This window comes from Georgenia faecalis (assembly GCF_003710105.1).
GTDB classification, from domain to species: domain Bacteria; phylum Actinomycetota; class Actinomycetes; order Actinomycetales; family Actinomycetaceae; genus Georgenia_A; species Georgenia_A faecalis.
In genome coordinates this window covers 3,055,687-3,071,120 of the sequence record NZ_CP033325.1, presented here as the reverse complement: position 1 = coordinate 3,071,120, position 15,434 = coordinate 3,055,687, and the positions used below count along the sequence as shown (strand labels likewise).

16 protein-coding genes are annotated in these 15,434 nt (G+C 74.1%); 14 read left to right on the top strand and 2 right to left on the bottom strand.

Annotation, left to right across the window (positions count from 1 at the left end; all coding sequences use genetic code 11):
- Window position 1: 1 nt before the first annotated feature.
- The 7 genes from mshD to pstB all read left to right on the top strand — a co-directional run bounded on the left by mshD (window position 2) and on the right by pstB (window position 8,535).
- The gene (gene mshD, locus EBO36_RS13455) at window positions 2-1,000 is read left to right on the top strand and encodes a mycothiol synthase (protein WP_241237116.1); all 999 of its coding nucleotides are present in this window, start codon (window positions 2-4) and stop codon (window positions 998-1,000) included.
- Complete coding sequence (locus EBO36_RS13450; protein ID WP_241237117.1) at window positions 997-3,333, top strand: RNA degradosome polyphosphate kinase; 2,337 nt, start codon at window positions 997-999, stop codon at window positions 3,331-3,333. The genes mshD and EBO36_RS13450 overlap by 4 nt, the downstream gene beginning before the upstream one ends.
- A complete protein-coding gene (locus EBO36_RS13445) occupies window positions 3,330-4,313 on the top strand; it encodes an NUDIX hydrolase (protein ID WP_277602257.1) in 984 nt (327 codons plus the stop codon). The genes EBO36_RS13450 and EBO36_RS13445 overlap by 4 nt, the downstream gene beginning before the upstream one ends.
- A gap of 150 nt (window positions 4,314-4,463) precedes the next feature.
- Window positions 4,464-5,582 carry a phosphate ABC transporter substrate-binding protein PstS gene (pstS, locus tag EBO36_RS13440; protein ID WP_122825066.1) on the top strand — a complete coding sequence of 373 codons (1,119 nt, stop codon included), beginning with the start codon at window positions 4,464-4,466 and terminating at the stop codon, window positions 5,580-5,582.
- Between the two features lie 77 nt (window positions 5,583-5,659).
- Window positions 5,660-6,661 carry a phosphate ABC transporter permease subunit PstC gene (gene pstC, locus EBO36_RS13435; RefSeq protein ID WP_122825065.1) on the top strand — a complete coding sequence of 334 codons (1,002 nt, stop codon included), beginning with the start codon at window positions 5,660-5,662 and terminating at the stop codon, window positions 6,659-6,661.
- Window positions 6,661-7,704, top strand: coding sequence for a phosphate ABC transporter permease PstA (gene pstA, locus EBO36_RS13430; RefSeq protein ID WP_122825064.1), 1,044 nt, complete (start codon window positions 6,661-6,663; stop codon window positions 7,702-7,704). Before pstC ends, pstA begins: the two co-directional genes overlap by 1 nt.
- Before the next feature lie 51 nt (window positions 7,705-7,755).
- A complete protein-coding gene (gene pstB / locus EBO36_RS13425) occupies window positions 7,756-8,535 on the top strand; it encodes a phosphate ABC transporter ATP-binding protein PstB (protein ID WP_122825063.1) in 780 nt (259 codons plus the stop codon).
- A 73-nt stretch (window positions 8,536-8,608) separates the two neighbouring features.
- Here the strand turns inward: pstB and EBO36_RS13420 are convergent, their stop codons facing one another.
- Complete coding sequence (locus EBO36_RS13420; protein ID WP_122825062.1) at window positions 8,609-9,064, bottom strand: septum formation family protein; 456 nt, start codon at window positions 9,062-9,064, stop codon at window positions 8,609-8,611.
- 307 nt (window positions 9,065-9,371) lie between these two features.
- Complete coding sequence (locus EBO36_RS13415) at window positions 9,372-10,061, bottom strand: response regulator transcription factor (protein WP_122825061.1); 690 nt, start codon at window positions 10,059-10,061, stop codon at window positions 9,372-9,374.
- A gap of 208 nt (window positions 10,062-10,269) precedes the next feature.
- Here EBO36_RS13415 and EBO36_RS13410 point away from each other — a divergent pair, with 208 nt between their 5' ends.
- The 7 genes from EBO36_RS13410 (at window position 10,270) to EBO36_RS13380 (ending at window position 15,404) form a co-directional block, all read left to right on the top strand.
- Window positions 10,270-10,998: a hypothetical protein gene (locus EBO36_RS13410; protein ID WP_164471477.1), complete on the top strand. Its 729-nt coding sequence runs from the start codon at window positions 10,270-10,272 to the stop codon at window positions 10,996-10,998.
- Window positions 10,999-11,109: 111 nt separating this feature from the next.
- Window positions 11,110-11,706, top strand: coding sequence for a heme-binding beta-barrel domain-containing protein (locus EBO36_RS13405; protein ID WP_164471476.1), 597 nt, complete (start codon window positions 11,110-11,112; stop codon window positions 11,704-11,706).
- Window positions 11,703-12,812 (top strand): CAF17-like 4Fe-4S cluster assembly/insertion protein YgfZ, encoded by a 1,110-nt coding sequence (gene ygfZ / locus EBO36_RS13400; protein WP_122825058.1) that lies wholly within the window; start codon window positions 11,703-11,705, stop codon window positions 12,810-12,812. Before EBO36_RS13405 ends, ygfZ begins: the two co-directional genes overlap by 4 nt.
- Window positions 12,812-14,035, top strand: a complete 1,224-nt coding sequence (locus EBO36_RS13395) for an FUSC family protein (RefSeq protein ID WP_122825057.1) — start codon at window positions 12,812-12,814, stop codon at window positions 14,033-14,035. The genes ygfZ and EBO36_RS13395 overlap by 1 nt, the downstream gene beginning before the upstream one ends.
- A gap of 9 nt (window positions 14,036-14,044) precedes the next feature.
- Window positions 14,045-14,371: a DUF2516 family protein gene (locus EBO36_RS13390; RefSeq protein ID WP_122825056.1), complete on the top strand. Its 327-nt coding sequence runs from the start codon at window positions 14,045-14,047 to the stop codon at window positions 14,369-14,371.
- The gene (gene dtd, locus EBO36_RS13385; protein ID WP_122825055.1) at window positions 14,368-14,796 is read left to right on the top strand and encodes a D-aminoacyl-tRNA deacylase; all 429 of its coding nucleotides are present in this window, start codon (window positions 14,368-14,370) and stop codon (window positions 14,794-14,796) included. The genes EBO36_RS13390 and dtd overlap by 4 nt, the downstream gene beginning before the upstream one ends.
- Window positions 14,797-14,888: 92 nt before the next feature.
- Window positions 14,889-15,404, top strand: a complete 516-nt coding sequence (locus EBO36_RS13380) for an O-acetyl-ADP-ribose deacetylase (RefSeq protein WP_122825054.1) — start codon at window positions 14,889-14,891, stop codon at window positions 15,402-15,404.
- Window positions 15,405-15,434 lie beyond the last annotated feature (30 nt).

Here is a 15,434-nt window from a genome sequence, read left to right as displayed (position 1 = left end):
CGTGGCCACCGACGCGTACGCGGTGACCGAGGGTCCGCTCACCGGCGCGACGCCGGCTGCCGTCCTCGCCCTCCTCGCGGAGGCCACCCGGCGCGACGGCGTCGCCCCGGTCTCCGAGCAGGGCCTCCTGGCCCTCCGCCACCGTTCCCCGGGCGTGCGCCACCTGTGGGTGGCCCACGGGCCGGAGGTGCTCGGGTACGCGCAGGTCGACGACGGCGGCAGCGCCGAGCTCGTGGTGCACCCGGACCACCGGCGCCGCGGCGTCGGGCGGCGGCTGCTCGAGGCGCTGCGCCCGACGGCGAACGGCGGGCCCGCCGTCGGCACGGAGGACGCCGCGGACGCCGCCGGCGACTCCGCGGGCCCCGCCGTCTGGGCCCACGGGGACCTGCCCGGCGCGCGCGCCCTCGCCCGCGCCGCGGGCCTGGAGGTCACCCGCGAGCTGTGGTTCATGGCCCTCGACCTCCCCGCGCCGGACGCCCCCCTGGACCCCGGCCCGGGGGAGCGGGCGGAGCGGGCCGCGCCGGACGGCGTCGGGCTGCGGACCTTCGTGCCCGGCGAGGACGAGGCGGCCTGGGTGGCGCTCAACGCCCGCGCCTTCGCCGACCACCCGGAGCAGGGCCGGCTCACCGTCGACGACGTCCGCGCCCGCGAGGAGGAGCCGTGGTTCGACCCCGCGATGCTCTGGCTCGCGCACGAGTCCGGTGACCCTGCCCGCCTGCTCGCCTCCATGTGGGTCAAGGTCGTGCCCGGCGAGGACGAGGGCGAGATCTACGCCGTCGGCGTCGACCCCGCCGCCCAGGGGCGCGGGCTCGGCCGGTGGCTCACCGCCGTCGCCCTCGACGCGATGACCCACCGCGGGCTGCGCCGCGCGACCCTCTACGTCGAGGGGGACAACGCCGTCGCGCGCCGGACGTACGAGCGCGCCGGGTTCCGGCGGGCGGGCGTGGACGTGCAGTACCGGTGGGGGCACGGCGCCCGAGATGCCACGATGGGGCCATGACGAGGGCGGACTTCGAGGCACAGCACCCCCGCGGGGCCGACGGACGGTTCGCGGGGGACGGATCCGGCACCTCTGCCGGGACCGAGAACGAGGACGGCGGGTCGCGCACGGCGACCGCGACCGTCGACGAGCGCGAGCTCCGAACCGAGGGAGTGAGCGTGAGCGCGACGGAGCTCATCGAGCAGGCCGACCCGAGCGACGCCCCCGAGGACGGCCTCCTCCCCGAGCTGCCCGAGGGCCGCTTCGCCGACCGTGAGCTCAGCTGGCTGGCCTTCAACCAGCGCGTCCTCGAGCAGGCCCAGGACCCCTCCCAGCCGCTCCTCGAGCGGGCGTGGTTCCTGGCGATCTTCGCCTCCAACCTCGACGAGTTCTTCATGGTCCGCGTCGCCGGTCTCAAGCGGCGCATCGCCACCGGTCTCGCCGTCACCGCCGCCTCCGGGCTCTCCCCGCGCCAGGTCCTCGAGGCCATCAGCGAGCGCGCCCACGAGCTCCACGAGGAGCACGCCCGCACCTTCGCCGAGGAGATCAAGCCGGCGCTCGCGGCCGAGGGCATCCACCTCATGCGCTGGGACGAGCTCTCCGAGAGCGAGCAGGAGCGCCTGCGCAAGTTCTTCCGCAAGCAGATCTTCCCCGTGCTCACGCCGCTCGCCGTGGACCCGGCGCACCCCTTCCCGTACATCTCCGGTCTCTCGCTCAACCTCGCCGTGGTCGTGCGCAACCCCACGACGGGCAAGAACCACTTCGCCCGCGTCAAGGTGCCGCCGCTGCTGCCCCGGTTCATCGCCGTCGACGCCTCCGGGCGCCCGCACCGGCCCAGGGACACCCCCGACGACGCCGACCGCACGTCCTTCGTCCCCATCGAGGACGTCATCGCCGAGCACCTCGACACCCTCTTCCCCGGGATGGAGATCGTCGAGCACCACAGCTTCCGCGTCACCCGCAACGAGGACGTCGAGGTCGAGGAGGACGACGCCGAGAATCTTCTCAAGGCCCTCGAGAAGGAGCTCGTCCGCCGCCGCTTCGGCCCGCCCGTGCGCCTCGAGCTCGCCGAGGGGGTCAGCCCGCACGTGCGCCGGCTCCTCGTGCGCGAGCTCGCGGTCGCCGACCTGGAGGTCTACGAGCTGCCCGCGCCGCTCGACCTCACCGGCCTCAACGACATCCACGACCTCGACCGCCCCGCGCTCAAGTACCCCAAGTTCGTCCCCGTGACCCCGCGGGCGCTCGCCGAGGTGGAGAGCGCCACCCCGACGGACTTCTTCGCCGCCATCCGCCAGCGCGACGTCCTCCTCCACCACCCCTACGACTCGTTCTCGACGTCGGTCCAGCAGTTCCTCGCCCAGGCGGCGGCGGACCCGCAGGTGCTCGCCATCAAGCAGACGCTGTACCGCACCTCCGGTGACTCCCCGATCGTCGACTCCCTCATCGACGCCGCCGAGGCCGGCAAGCAGGTGCTGGCGATCGTCGAGATCAAGGCGCGGTTCGACGAGCAGGCGAACATCTCGTGGGCCCGCAAGCTCGAGCAGGCCGGGGTGCACGTCGTCTACGGCATGGTCGGGCTCAAGACCCACTGCAAGCTCTCGCTCGTCGTGCGCCAGGAGGTCGACGGGCTGCGGCGCTACTGCCACATCGGCACCGGCAACTACAACCCCAAGACGGCGCGCGGCTACGAGGACCTCGGGCTCCTCACCTGCGACCCCGAGGTGGGCCAGGACCTCACGCGCCTGTTCAACCAGCTCTCCGGGTACGCGCCGCGCTCGCGGTTCCGCCGCCTCCTCGTCGCGCCCCGCTCCATCCGGACCGGCCTGGTCGAGCGGATCGAGCGCGAGGTGGCCAACCACCGCGAGGGCAAGCCCGCGTGGGTGAAGCTCAAGGTCAACTCCATCGTCGACGAGTCGATCATCGACGCGCTCTACCGCGCGAGCCAGGCGGGGGTGCAGGTCGACCTCGTCGTCCGTGGCATCTGCGCCGTTCGCCCGGGCGTCCCCGGGCTCAGCGAGAACATCCGGGTGCGCTCGATCCTCGGGCGGTTCCTCGAGCACGCGCGCGTCTTCGCCTTCGCCGACGGCGGGGGCGAGGCGGAGGTCCTCATCGGCAGTGCCGACCTCATGCACCGCAACCTCGACCGCCGCGTCGAGGTCCTCGTCCGCATCGCCGAGCCGGAGCAGGTCGAGGCGCTCATCGCTCTCCTCGACCTGTCCATGGCCCCGACGACGTCGAGCTGGCACCTCGGTCCGGACGGAGGATGGGTCCGCCACGCCGTCGACGACGACGGTCGCCCGCTCGACGACCTCCAGCAGATCCTCATGGCCCGCGCCCGGCGGCGCGTGCGGTGAGCCGCGCGACGCCCCCGGCGGTCCAGGCTGCCGGTGCCCTCGTCTGGCGTGTGCACGAGCGACGCCTCCAGGTGCTCCTCGTCCACCGTCCCCGCTACGACGACTGGTCCTGGCCCAAGGGCAAGCTCGACCCGGGCGAGACGCTCGCGGCGTGCGCGGTCCGGGAGGTCGCCGAGGAGACGGGGGTCGCCGTCGCCCTCGGGCAGCCGCTGCCCTCGGTGCGCTACCGGCTCGCCGACGGGCGCGTCAAGGAGTCGCACTACTGGACGGCGACCGTGGTCGAGGACGGTGCACCGGCGCTCGCGGCGCGGCCGGCCGTGCAGCCGGCGGACCCCCGGGAGATCGACGCGGCGCGCTGGGTGGACGCCAAGGAGGCGCGCACCCTCCTCACGCACGACCGCGACCGGGACCCGCTCGGCGTGCTGCTCGACCTCCACCAGGACGAGCGGCTGCGGACGCGGACCATCGTCGTCGTGCGGCACGCGCGCGCCCGCAAGCGGTCCGCCTGGAAGGGCGGGGAGCTCACCCGCCCGCTCACCGGCGTAGGCGAGGCCCGCGCCCGCGCGCTCGTGCCCCTGCTCGCCGCCTTCGGGGTCGAGCAGGTGATCTCGAGCCCGTGGGAGCGGTGCGTGAGCACGGTCGTGCCCTACGCACAGGCGGCCGGCATCGACGTCGGCCTCGACCCCGCCCTCACCGAGGACGCCCACGCGAAAAAGCCCAAGGGCGTGCGGGCGATCGTCGACCGCGAGGTCGCCGAACGTGCCGCGCCGGTGGCGATCTGCACGCACCGGCCGGTCCTGCCCACCGTCATGGACGAGATCGCCAAGCGCACGCCCTACCGGATCATGGAGATGGTCCCGGAGTCGGACCCGTGGCTGCGCACCGGCGAGGTGCTCGTGGTCCACGTCGCGCGCCGGCCGGGGCGCGGGGCTGCCGTCGTCGCCCTGGAGAAGCACCGCCCGCCCGTCCCGGGCAGGTAGCCCGCCTCCTCCCCACCCCTCCTGCGCCGCCGAGACCACTCGTTCACCCTGCGTTCACCGTGCGCCCGCCTCGGCGTCACCTCGGTTCCCTACCGTCGGGAACGGCCGGCCCCCAGCCGGCTCTTCCGACACAGGGATGGGACGAACGTGATGCATGCACGTAGCCGCCGCACGGCGGGAGCCGCCGCGATGAGCGCCCTGGCGCTGACCCTCGCGGCGTGCGGGTCCGGGGACGCCGCCGACGCCGCAGGGACCACTGACGACGGCGCCGCGGAGCTCTCGGGCACCCTCGCCGGGTCGGGCGCGAGCTCGCAGGAGGCCGCCGTCCAGGGCTGGATCGCCGGTTTCACCGAGCTCAACCCCGGCGTCACCGTCACCTACGACCCGACCGGGTCCGGCACGGGGCGCGAGCAGTTCCTCAACGGCACGGTCCAGTTCGCGGGCTCCGACGCCCCCCTCGACGCCGACGAGCTCGAGCTCGCCACCGAGCGTTGCTACGGCGGGGAGGCGATCGAGCTGCCGCTGTACATCAGCCCCATCGCCGTCGTGTACCACCTGCCCTCGGTCGACACCGAGCACCTCAACCTCACGCCGGAGACGCTCGCCGGGATCTTCGCGGGCGACATCACCTCCTGGGACGACCCGGCCATCGCGGAGACCAACCCGGGCGTCGCCCTGCCGGACCTCGGCATCATCCCCGTCAACCGATCCGACGACTCCGGCACGACGGAGAACTTCACCGAGTACCTTGCCGCCGCGGCCCCCGACGCGTGGCCGCACGGCGCCGTCGAGACCTGGCCGCTGAGCGGGACCCAGTCCGGCGCCCAGACCTCCGGCATGATCGACGTCGTCTCCGGCGCCGAGGGCACCATCGGCTACGTCGACGCCTCCCGCGCCGGCGGGCTCGGGACGGTCGCCGTCGGCGTCGGCGACGAGTTCGTGCCGTTCTCCCCGGAGGCCGCGGCCGCTGTGGTGGACGTCTCGCCGCCCGCCGACGGCGCCACGGACCTGCAGCTCACCATCGAGCTGGCCCGTGACACGGAGGAGGCCGGGACGTACCCCATCGTCCTCGTCTCCTACTCCATCGCCTGCTCGCGCTACGAGACCGAGGAGGAGGCGGCCGCCGTCGCCGGCTACCTCACCTACGTGGCCAGCGAGGAGGGCCAGGAGCGGGCGTCCTCGCCCGACGTCGCCGGCTCCGCCCCGATCTCCGCCGACCTGCGCGAGCGGGTCACGGCCGCCCTCGGCCAGATCGCCGCGGCCGGCTGACGGGTTAACCTTGCGGGCGGGTCGGCCTCTCAGCCCGAGGGGGACGACCCGCCCGCGCCCGCCATCACCAGCAACCGATGTCGCACGGAGGACCTGTGGCCGCAGCGGCCCCACCTGCCGCCCCGAGCGGAGCTCATTCGACCGTCCGGCCCGCCCGGACGCCCGGGCGGCTCGGCAACCGGGTGTTCGCCGGGATCTCGACCGGCGCCGGACTTCTCATCCTCGGCATCCTCGCCGCGGTCGCGCTGTTCCTGCTCGCCCGGGCGTGGCCCGCGCTGGTCGCCTCCCGCGAGCAGCTCGCCGACGTCGGCTTCATGCAGGGCGACACCCTGTGGGAGTACGTCTGGCCCCTGCTCTTCGGCACGGTGCTCTCCTCGGCCATCGCCCTCGTCGTCGCCGTCCCGCTGAGCGTGGGCATCGCCCTGTTCATCTCCCACTACGCCCCGCGCCGGCTCGCCCAGGGGCTGGGTTACCTCGTCGACCTGCTCGCCGCCATCCCCTCGGTGATCTTCGGGCTGTGGGGCATCCAGTGGCTGCAGCCGCTCCTCCACCCGCTCTTCGAGTGGCTGGCGCGCAACGTCGGGTGGATCCCGCTCTTCACGGACTACCAGGCCCCGGCCCGCAACATGCTCACGGCCGGCCTCGTGCTCGCTGTGATGGTCCTGCCGATCATCACGGCGACCATCCGCGAGGTGTTCCTGCAGACGCCCCGCCTCCACGAGGAGGCGTCCCTCGCCCTCGGCGCCACCCGCTGGGAGATGGTCCGCCAGGCGGTCCTGCCGTTCGGCCGCTCCGGCATCATCAGCGCGTCCATGCTGGGGATGGGCCGCGCCCTCGGCGAGACGATGGCCGTGCTCATGGTCCTGTCGCCCGGGCACGCCATCAACCTCTTCCTCCTCCAGCCGGGGCAGCACCAGACGATCGCGGCGAACATCGCCAGCCAGTTCCCCGAGGCGAGCGGTACCGGCGTCGACGTCCTCATCGCCACCGGTCTCATCCTGTTCATCCTCACCTTCGGGGTGAACCTCCTCGCCCGGTGGATCATCGCCCGCCGCGCCGAGTTCTCCGGAGCCAACTGATGGCCACGACGACGGATCTCGGTATCCGGTCCCGCCGCCTGCCGACGTGGGCGCCGTGGGCCGTCCTCGCCGCCTCCCTGGTGCTCGCGGCGGGCTTCCTCGCCCTCACCGCCGAGCCCACGATCGCCGGTGTGGTCTTCATCGGCGCCCTCGTCTACGTGGTCGCCGTGACCGCCGTCTCCTGGCAGGTGGAGGGGCGTCGCTGGGCCACGGACCGGCTGGCGACGACGCTCGTCACGGGGGCGTTCCTCGTCGCCATGGTCCCGCTCGTCTCGCTCGTGTGGACGGTGGTGGCCGACGGCGGCCGGCGGTTCGGCTGGGACTTCCTCACCTCCGACATGGTGGGGATCTTCGGGCAGATGGCCGAGGGCGGCGCCTACCACGCGATCATCGGCACGCTCTACGTCACCGGCATCGCCAGCGTCATCTCGATCCCGCTGGGCATCCTCACCGCCATCTACCTCGTGGAGTACGGCCGCGGGAAGCTCGCCCGCGCCATCACCGTGCTCGTCGACGTCATGACCGGCATCCCCTCGATCGTCGCCGGCCTCTTCGCCTTCTCGATCTTCCTCACGGTGTTCGGCCCGGCCTACAAGTCGGCGGTCATCGGTGGCGTGGCCCTCGCCGTGCTCATGACGCCCGTCGTCGTCCGCTCGGTCGAGGAGATGCTCCGGCTCGTGCCCAACGAGCTGCGTGAGGCGGCCTACGCCCTCGGCGTCCCCAAGTGGCTGACCATCGTCAAGGTCGTCCTGCGCACGGCGGTCGCCGGCATCACCACCGGCGTGATGATCGCCATCGCCCGGGTCATCGGCGAGACGGCACCCCTGCTCATCACCGTGGGCATCACCAACAACACCAACTACGACGCCTTCGACGGGCGCATCGCGACCCTGCCCGTCTACGTCTACCGTCAGTACGCCCAGGGCGGCGCGAGCGCCGACCGCGCCTGGGCCGGCGCCCTCACGCTCATCATCATCGTCATGCTGCTCAACCTGGTGGCGCGCCTGGTGAGCAGGGTCTTCTCCCCGAAGGGCATGCGCTGATGAACGCCACCCGCGCCCTCGGACCGCTCGTCCGCCCACGAAGGATCACGCATGTCTAAGCGCATCGACGTCAAGAACTTCAACGTCTACTACGGCGACTTCCTCGCCGTGGAAGGCGTCGACATGGTCATCGAGCCGCGGTCCGTGACGGCGCTCATCGGGCCGTCCGGCTGCGGCAAGTCCACGTTCCTGCGCACGCTCAACCGCATGCACGAGGTCATCCCCGGCGCGCGGGTCGAGGGCCACGCCTACATGGACGGCCAGGACCTCTACGGCCCGGACGTCGACCCCGTGGAGGTGCGCCGTCAGGTGGGCATGGTCTTCCAGCGGGCCAACCCGTTCCCCACGATGTCCATCGCCGACAACGTCCTCGCGGGCGTCAAGCTCAACAACCGGCGGATGAGCAAGGGCGACGCGGCCGACCTCGTCGAGCGCGCCCTGCGCGGGGCGAACCTGTGGAACGAGGTCAAGGACCGGCTCGACCGGCCGGGCTCGTCGATCTCCGGCGGTCAGCAGCAGCGCCTGTGCATCGCCCGCGCGATCGCCGTCGAGCCGCAGGTCCTCCTCATGGACGAGCCGTGCTCCGCGCTCGACCCGATCTCCACGCTGGCGATCGAGGACCTCATCACCGAGCTCAAGCAGGACTACACGATCGTCATCGTCACCCACAACATGCAGCAGGCGGCCCGGGTCTCGGACACCACGGGGTTCTTCAACATCGCCGGCACCGGCAAGCCGGGCAAGCTCATCGAGATGGATGCGACCGAGCGGATGTTCTCCATGCCCAAGGAGAAGGCGACGGAGGACTACATCTCCGGCCGCTTCGGCTGAGCACCCCGCACAGCGACACGCGGCCGGCACCCAGGGGTGCCGGCCGCGTGTCGCGTTCGCGGGAGGTGCGGGGTCAGTACGCCGCGCCCTCGAGGGACTCGGTGACGTCCTCCTGGGGGAGCAGGATGCACAGGGCGGTGCGGTCGTCCGCCTGGTCCCAGCTCTCCTCCGTCGGGTACATCGTCGTCATGTAGATCTCCGACTCCTCGTACGCGATGCCGACGTAGGGCTCGAACTCGGCGAGGCAGAACTCCTCGCTGTCCGCCTGGACGGTGCTGGTGCCCGGGTACTCGTCGCCGTCGAACGTCAGCTCGGCGTAGACCTCGGCGTCGTGCGGCTCGCTGCACTCGAGCGTCTCCACGGTGCTGACCTCCTCCGCCTCGAGGTCGGGGCTGCGGAGGCAGTCACCCACCTCGAGCTCGAGGACGCTGCTGCCGGAGCAGCCCGCGAGGACGAGCGCGAAGGGCGCGAGGACGAGGGTGGCGCGGCGGGCGCGCGTGAGGCGGGAGGACCGCGTAGAGGTGATCATGCGGCGAACCTTATCGCCACCGGCGACCGCTCGCCGTCGGGGGTGCCGGGCGTGGACACATGACACTCGCGCGGTCCGGGCCCCGGCGGATCGGGAGCCGGTCCGCAGCCCCTGCCGGCGCGTCCTCGCGGAGGGGAAGTAGGGGCGACGCCGGGCCGAAAAGCGCCAGTCGGCGCGAAGGCCGCTCGTAGCGGCTTGTGTTGGAGCCCGGGGCTTCCAGACCCGACGTCGCGCTCCCACTGTACGCCGACGGGCCGCGGAGCGCGATGGGCTGATCGCTCTGCGGTGGGTGGGCCGCCGGGGATGGTCAGTGGGCGGAGTGCCGGCTCGGGGGGTCGAACCGGTAGCCCACGTTGCGCACCGTGCCGATGAGGTGGTCGTGCTCCACGCCGAGCTTGGCCCGCAGCCGCCGGACGTGGACGTCGACCGTCCGGGTGCCCCCGTAGTAGTCGTACCCCCACACCTCCTGGAGCAGCTGTGCGCGGGTGAAGACGCGACTCGGGTGCTGGGCGAGGTACTTGAGGAGCTCGAACTCCTTGTAGGTGAGGTCGAGGATGCGGCCGCGCACCCGCGCGGTGTACCCGCCGGCGTCGATGACGAGCTCACCGATCTCGACGAGCGCCGTCTCCGCCGGCTCGCCGGTGGCGTCGGTGCGGTCGCCGAGCAGCCGCAGCCGCGCCGCGAGCTCGGCCGGACCGGCGGTGTCGAGGACGACGTCGTCCGCGCCCCAGGACACCGACACCGCCGTGAGACCGCCCTCGGTGAGGACGAGGAGGATCGGGACGCCGACGGCGGTGGTCACCGCCAGGCGGCACAGCGACCGCGCCCCTGCGAGGTCGCGGCGGCCGTCGACCACGAGGACGTCGACCTCCGGCAGGTCCACGAGCGCCGACGCCGTCATCGGCGCCAGGCGGGCGTGGTGATCGAGAAGGGCGAGCGAAGGCAGGACAGCGGCGGCACCGTGCTGCTCCGACGTCAGCACGAGCAGTCCTGCCATGGCACCTCCCGTTGGGACGGTCACACCCTAGTGGGCAGTGCGGCGCGTTCTGCGCGACGTGACGCGCCTTGGACACCGACGTCCCCCGAGCACCGACCGGGACGGGGTGCCGCGGCCCCTCGGGACCCCCAGCGGCCGGTCCCACGCGGGTCCGCCGGGTCTGGGACAATCCTCGGGTGCCCAGCCCCCGCGCCCGCCGTCGTGCCCGATGATGGGGAGCTCCACGCGCGGCGTGGTCACCGCCGTCCTGTCCGCCCTCCTCGCCCTGGCCGGGGCGTTCGCCGGTGAGGCGCTCCTCGTCCTCGTCACCCCGCTGGCCCTCGTCTTCGCGGCCGGCTGGCCCCGCCTGACCGGGCTGCCCGCCCCGCGCGGGGCGGGCGTCGTCATCGCCGCCATCGCCGTCGCCGCGATCGCCACCGTCGAGCTCACGGGCACGATGGGCGACGTCGCCGTCGTCGTCGCGCTCTCCGTCATCGCCGCCTTCGTCCACGAGATGCTCCGCCGGGACGGGCGCCCCCGCCTCGTCGAGTCGATCTCCGGGGTGGTGGCCGGTGGCGTCGTCGTCGCCTCGTCCACCGGCTGGCTCGCCCTCGCCGGATCGCCGCTCGCCCCCGCGCTCGTCGTCACCGCGGCGGCCGCCCTCGCGGTGGCCGCTGCCTGCACCGCCCTGCCGGTCTCCGACACCCTCAGCGCCACGGCGGCCACCCTGCTTGCCGGCGTCACGGGCCTCGTGACCGGGTACCTGATCGACGACGTCGGCGTCGTCGTCGGCCTGGCAGCGGGCCTCGCCGCCGGCATCCTCACCTCGGCCACGCACGTGCTCTTCGACCGCTTCCCGTCCTCGGGCCGGCTGCTGCCCGCCCTGGCCGCGGCAGTCCTCCCGCTCCTCGTGGCCGGGACGCCGGTGTACATCCTCGCCCGGCTGCTCGCGCTCTGACCCCGTCGCCGGTCCTCGCTCGCGGGCCCCGTCCGTGGGGCGGGCGCGCCACGGGGCGCGAGCGTTAGCATCGGGCCATGCCCTCAACCCCGTACGCCCGGCGGTGACCCCGTGACGTTCCGGATCCCCGAGGGCCTCGCCCCCGAGCTCTACCCGCTCGCCTGGCTCGTCGGCTCGTGGCGCGGGTACGGCGTGCTCGCCTACCCCAACGTGCCCGAGCAGCCGTTCGTCCAGGAGATGAGCTTCGACCACGACGGCGGCCCGTACCTGCGGTGTACGAGCACCCTGTGGATGGTCGACGTCGAGCACTCGGAGTCCGTGCCCCAGGAGATGCCCGGGAGCGAGGGCGCCGACCTGCTCGCCAAGGCGCACGTGTGGTCCTCGGAGTCGGCGTACTGGCGCCCCGTCCCCAAGCGGGGGACCGGCGCGGAGGACGCGGCCGACGGGACCACCCCCACCGAGCTCGAGGTGCTCGTCGCGGACCCCTCCGGCCACCTCAGCGTCTACCTCGGGACGGTCCGCGGCCCCCGCATCGAGCTGGCGACGGACGCCGTCGTGCGCACCGCCACGGCGGCCGAGGTCTCCGCGGCCAGCCGGATGTACGGCCTCGTCCACGGTGAGCTCATGTGGGCGGAGGACCTCGCCGCGTTCGGGCACGAGCTCCAGCCGTACGCCTCCGGCCGGCTGAGCCGGCAGGAAGCGCCGTGAGCGGCTACCGCAGCCCGCTCCTCGCCCGCCCCGGTGCCGTCGAGGGCGGCGGGCCGGACGCCGGGGTCGCCCTGCACTACGGCGACCCGGTCCACGAGCAGCGCGCCCTCGAGCGCGGCGCCGGCGTCGTCGACCTCTCCCACCTCGACGTCGTCACCGTCTCCGGCCCGGACCGGATCACCTGGCTCAACACCCTGAGCACCCAGCTTCTCCTCGACCTCGCCCCCGGCGAGCCACGCGACCTGCTCCTCCTCGACCCCCAGGGCCGGATCGAGCACGCCGCCGGCGTCCAGGACGACGGCGAGCGCGCGTGGCTCATCACCGACGCGGGGCGCGCCGGCGCCCTCACCGCGTTCCTCGAGTCCATGCGGTTCATGCTCCGCGTCGAGGTCCGGGACGTCTCCGCCGAGGTCGCCGTCCTCGGCACCTGCGGGTCCGGGTGGGAGACGCTCGCGGACGGGCCGGGGTACCGCCTCACCTGGCGCGACCCGTGGCCCCGGACCGGTGCCGGCAGCACGCGCTACGGCCCGCCCGACGACGAGCACCCGGGCCACGCCGTCGCCCGCGCCTTCACCGTGGTGGACCGGCCCGCGCTCGTGGCCGCCGTCGACGCCGCGCCCGGGCTGCGGCTCGCCGGCACGTGGGCATGGGAGGCCCTGCGCGTGGAGGCCTGGCGCCCGCGGCTCGCCCGCGAGGTGGACGAACGGTCCATCCCGCACGAGCTCGACTGGCTGCGCACCGGTGTCCACCTCGCCAAGGGGTGCTACCGCGGCCAGGAGACGGTCGCCCGGGTGGTCAACCTCGGCCGCCCGCCGCGCCGGCTGGTCCTGCTCCACCTCGACGGCTCCGACCACCTCGTGCCCGAGCCAGGCGCCGCGGTGCACCACGCCGGGCGCGCCGTGGGGGTGGTGACGAGCGTCGTGCGCCACGCCGACCTCGGCCCCCTCGCCCTCGCCCTCGTCAAGCGGTCGCTCCCGGTCGACGCGCCGCTCGACGTCGACGGCACCGCCGCGGCCCAGGAGGTCATCGTCCCCGCCGGTGGCGAGGCGGTGGCCCGCCCGGCCGAGCGGCCCGGTCAGGAGCTGCGCCGCCACCTGCCGCGGTGATGAGCTGGGCGGCGCTCGGGGAGCGGACGGACCTGCGCCGCTGGCTCGTCCTCCTCCGGCTCCGGGCCCGCCAGGGCGTGCGCCGGGTCAGCGGCGCCGTCACCCCCGTCGTCACGGCCGCGCTCGCCGCCGCCGTGGCGTGGGCGCTGGCCTACTACGTCCTCGGCCACCAGTACCCGTTCTTCGCGCCGGTCTCGGCGTGGGTGTGCCTCGGCTTCAGCGCCGACCGGCAGGTGCGGCGCGTGGGGGAGCTCGCCATCGGCGTGAGCCTCGGCGTCGCCCTCGGCGAGCTCATCGCCCACTTCATCGGCACGGGCGTCGTCCAAATCTTCCTCGTCGTCGTCATCGCCGGGCTCACCGCGCGGTTCGTCGACCGGGGGCAGCTCCTCACCGTCCAGGCCGGCGTCCAGGGGATCGTCATCGTCGCGCTGCCCGTGGCGGTGACCGGGGGACCCGCGGGACGGTGGGTGGACGCGCTGGTGGGCGGGGCCTGCGCCCTGGTGGTCGCCCTCGCCACGCCGCGGGACGCGCGCCGGCGCACCCGGATGCTCGCCCGCTCCTGCCTCACGGAGCTGTCCGTCATGCTGCGCACCCTCGCCGAGGGCATCGGCGCCGGCGACGCCGAGCTCGTGCGCGACGCCCTCGTCCAGGGCCGGGGGACGCAGGGGATCCTCGACCAGTGGGAGTCCTCCGTCCACAACGCCCGGCAGGCGGCCCGGCTCTCGCCCGCCGCCCGGCGGTTCCTGCCCGAGCTCGCGCGCCTGGAACGGGCGAGCGTCGTCGTCGACCGCGCGATGCGCAACGCGCGGGTGGCCGCCCGGCGGGCCCTCAGCGCGGTGGAGGAGGGCGGCCGCGACGCCGAGATCGCCGAGGCGGTGCACGGGCTGTCGCGCGGGGCGGCGCTGCTCGGCGCGGCGCTGTCGAGCGGTGGACCGGCGGACGCCGCCCGCGCCGAGCTCGCCCGCGTCGGCCCGCTCCTCGCCCCCGAGCGGTTCCAGCAGGAGGGGTGGCGGATGCAGGGCGTCGTCATCCTCCTGCGTCCGCTCGCCGTCGACCTCCTCCAGGGGACCGGGCTGCCCTACCCGGACGCGGCCGGGACGCTGGGCGGTGACACGGACGACGGTGACACCGGCGACGGTGACACGGACGATGGTGACACCGGCGACGGTGCCGCCGGCGATCCGGCCCGCTCCGCCGACGACCCGGACGGTCCAGGTCGTTAGGCTCGGGGCGTGCTCATCGGATTCGTGCAGGTCTACCTGTTCCTCGGCCTCGCGCTCGTCGCCTTCGGGGTCGAGCTGTGGGCGCTCGTCCACGCGGCGCGACAGCCCGCGCCGGCGTTCGTCTCGGCGGGCAAGCGGACCAAGAACTTCTGGCTCCTCCTGCTGGGCGCCGGGGCGGCGCTCGGCTTCATCGCCATCCCGCCGCCCCTCGGCGTCGGGATCTTCGGCGGGTTCCTCCAGTTCTTCTTCATCGTGCCGGCGGCGATCTACCTCGCCGACGTCAAGCCCGCCGTGAGCGGCTACCGGCGCCGTCCGCCCAACCGGGGCGGCTGGTGAGGGCCGTCCTCCAGCGCGTGACCTCCGCCGTGGTCCGGGTCGACGGCGAGGACGTGGGGGGCTTCGCGGAGCCCGGTCTGGTCGCCCTCGTGGGCGTGACCCACACCGACACCCGTGAGCACGCCGACCGGCTGGCCCGCAAGGTCGCCGAGATGCGTCTCCTGCGCGGGGACGCCTCGGTGCTCGGCTCCGGTGCGCCCGTGCTCGTCGTCTCGCAGTTCACCCTCTACGCCGACGTCCGCAAGGGCCGGCGCCCGTCGTGGAGCGCGGCGGCGCCCGGCGACGTCGCCGAGCCGCTCGTCGACGTCGTCGTCGGCTCCCTGCGCGAGCGCGGGGTACGCGTGGAGACCGGGCGCTTCGGGGCGGACATGCAGGTCGAGCTCACCAACGACGGCCCGGTGACGATCGTCCTCGACGTCGACTGACCCGCGCGGGCTCGTGCCCCTGCGGGCCCTCGCGCCGGGACCCGGCGGGCCCGCCGGGTTGTGGCCCGGCGGGCCGCGGGCATGATCGAGGCATGAAGATCGACGCGGTCCTCGGGGACATCACCCGCGAACGGGTGGACGCCATCGTCAACGCCGCCAACTCCTCGCTGCTCGGTGGCGGCGGGGTCGACGGCGCCATCCACCGGGCCGCCGGCCCGGGCCTGCTCGCCGAGTGCATGGACCTGCGTCGCACCGAGCTCCCCGACGGGCTTCCCGTGGGCGAGGCCGTGCCGACCGCGGGTTACGACCTGCCCGCCGACTGGGTCATCCACACCGTGGGGCCGAATGCGCACCGCGGGGAGCGCGACCCCGCCCTGCTCGCCGCCTGCTTCACCCACGCGCTCGGCGTCGCCGTCGCCGTCGGCGCGCGCACGGTCGCGTTCCCGGCCATCAGCGCCGGGGCGTACGGGTGGGACGCCGCGGACGTGGCCCGCATCGCCGTCGCGGCGGTGCGGGGGTTCGGGGATGCCGAGGCGATCGACGCCGTGCGCTTCGTGCTCTTCTCGCCCGGCGTGCACCGCGCCTTCGAGACCGCCCTGGCCGCCTAGCGGGGCGTGCAGCACCTTTCCGAGGTCACC

Bases quoted from the DNA above. Each gene is read 5' to 3' on its own strand.
- EBO36_RS13450 (WP_241237117.1), top strand. From the start codon at position 997: ATGACGAGGGCGGACTTCGAGGCACAGCACCCCCGCGGGGCCGACGGA.
- pstS (WP_122825066.1), top strand. From the start codon at position 4,464: ATGCATGCACGTAGCCGCCGCACGGCGGGAGCCGCCGCGATGAGCGCC.
- pstC (WP_122825065.1), top strand. From the start codon at position 5,660: ATGTCGCACGGAGGACCTGTGGCCGCAGCGGCCCCACCTGCCGCCCCG.
- pstA (WP_122825064.1), top strand. From the start codon at position 6,661: ATGGCCACGACGACGGATCTCGGTATCCGGTCCCGCCGCCTGCCGACG.
- pstB (WP_122825063.1), top strand. From the start codon at position 7,756: ATGTCTAAGCGCATCGACGTCAAGAACTTCAACGTCTACTACGGCGAC.
- EBO36_RS13420 (WP_122825062.1), bottom strand. From the start codon at position 9,064: ATGATCACCTCTACGCGGTCCTCCCGCCTCACGCGCGCCCGCCGCGCC.
- EBO36_RS13415 (WP_122825061.1), bottom strand. From the start codon at position 10,061: ATGGCAGGACTGCTCGTGCTGACGTCGGAGCAGCACGGTGCCGCCGCT.
- EBO36_RS13410 (WP_164471477.1), top strand. From the start codon at position 10,270: ATGATGGGGAGCTCCACGCGCGGCGTGGTCACCGCCGTCCTGTCCGCC.
- EBO36_RS13395 (WP_122825057.1), top strand. From the start codon at position 12,812: ATGAGCTGGGCGGCGCTCGGGGAGCGGACGGACCTGCGCCGCTGGCTC.
- EBO36_RS13380 (WP_122825054.1), top strand. From the start codon at position 14,889: ATGAAGATCGACGCGGTCCTCGGGGACATCACCCGCGAACGGGTGGAC.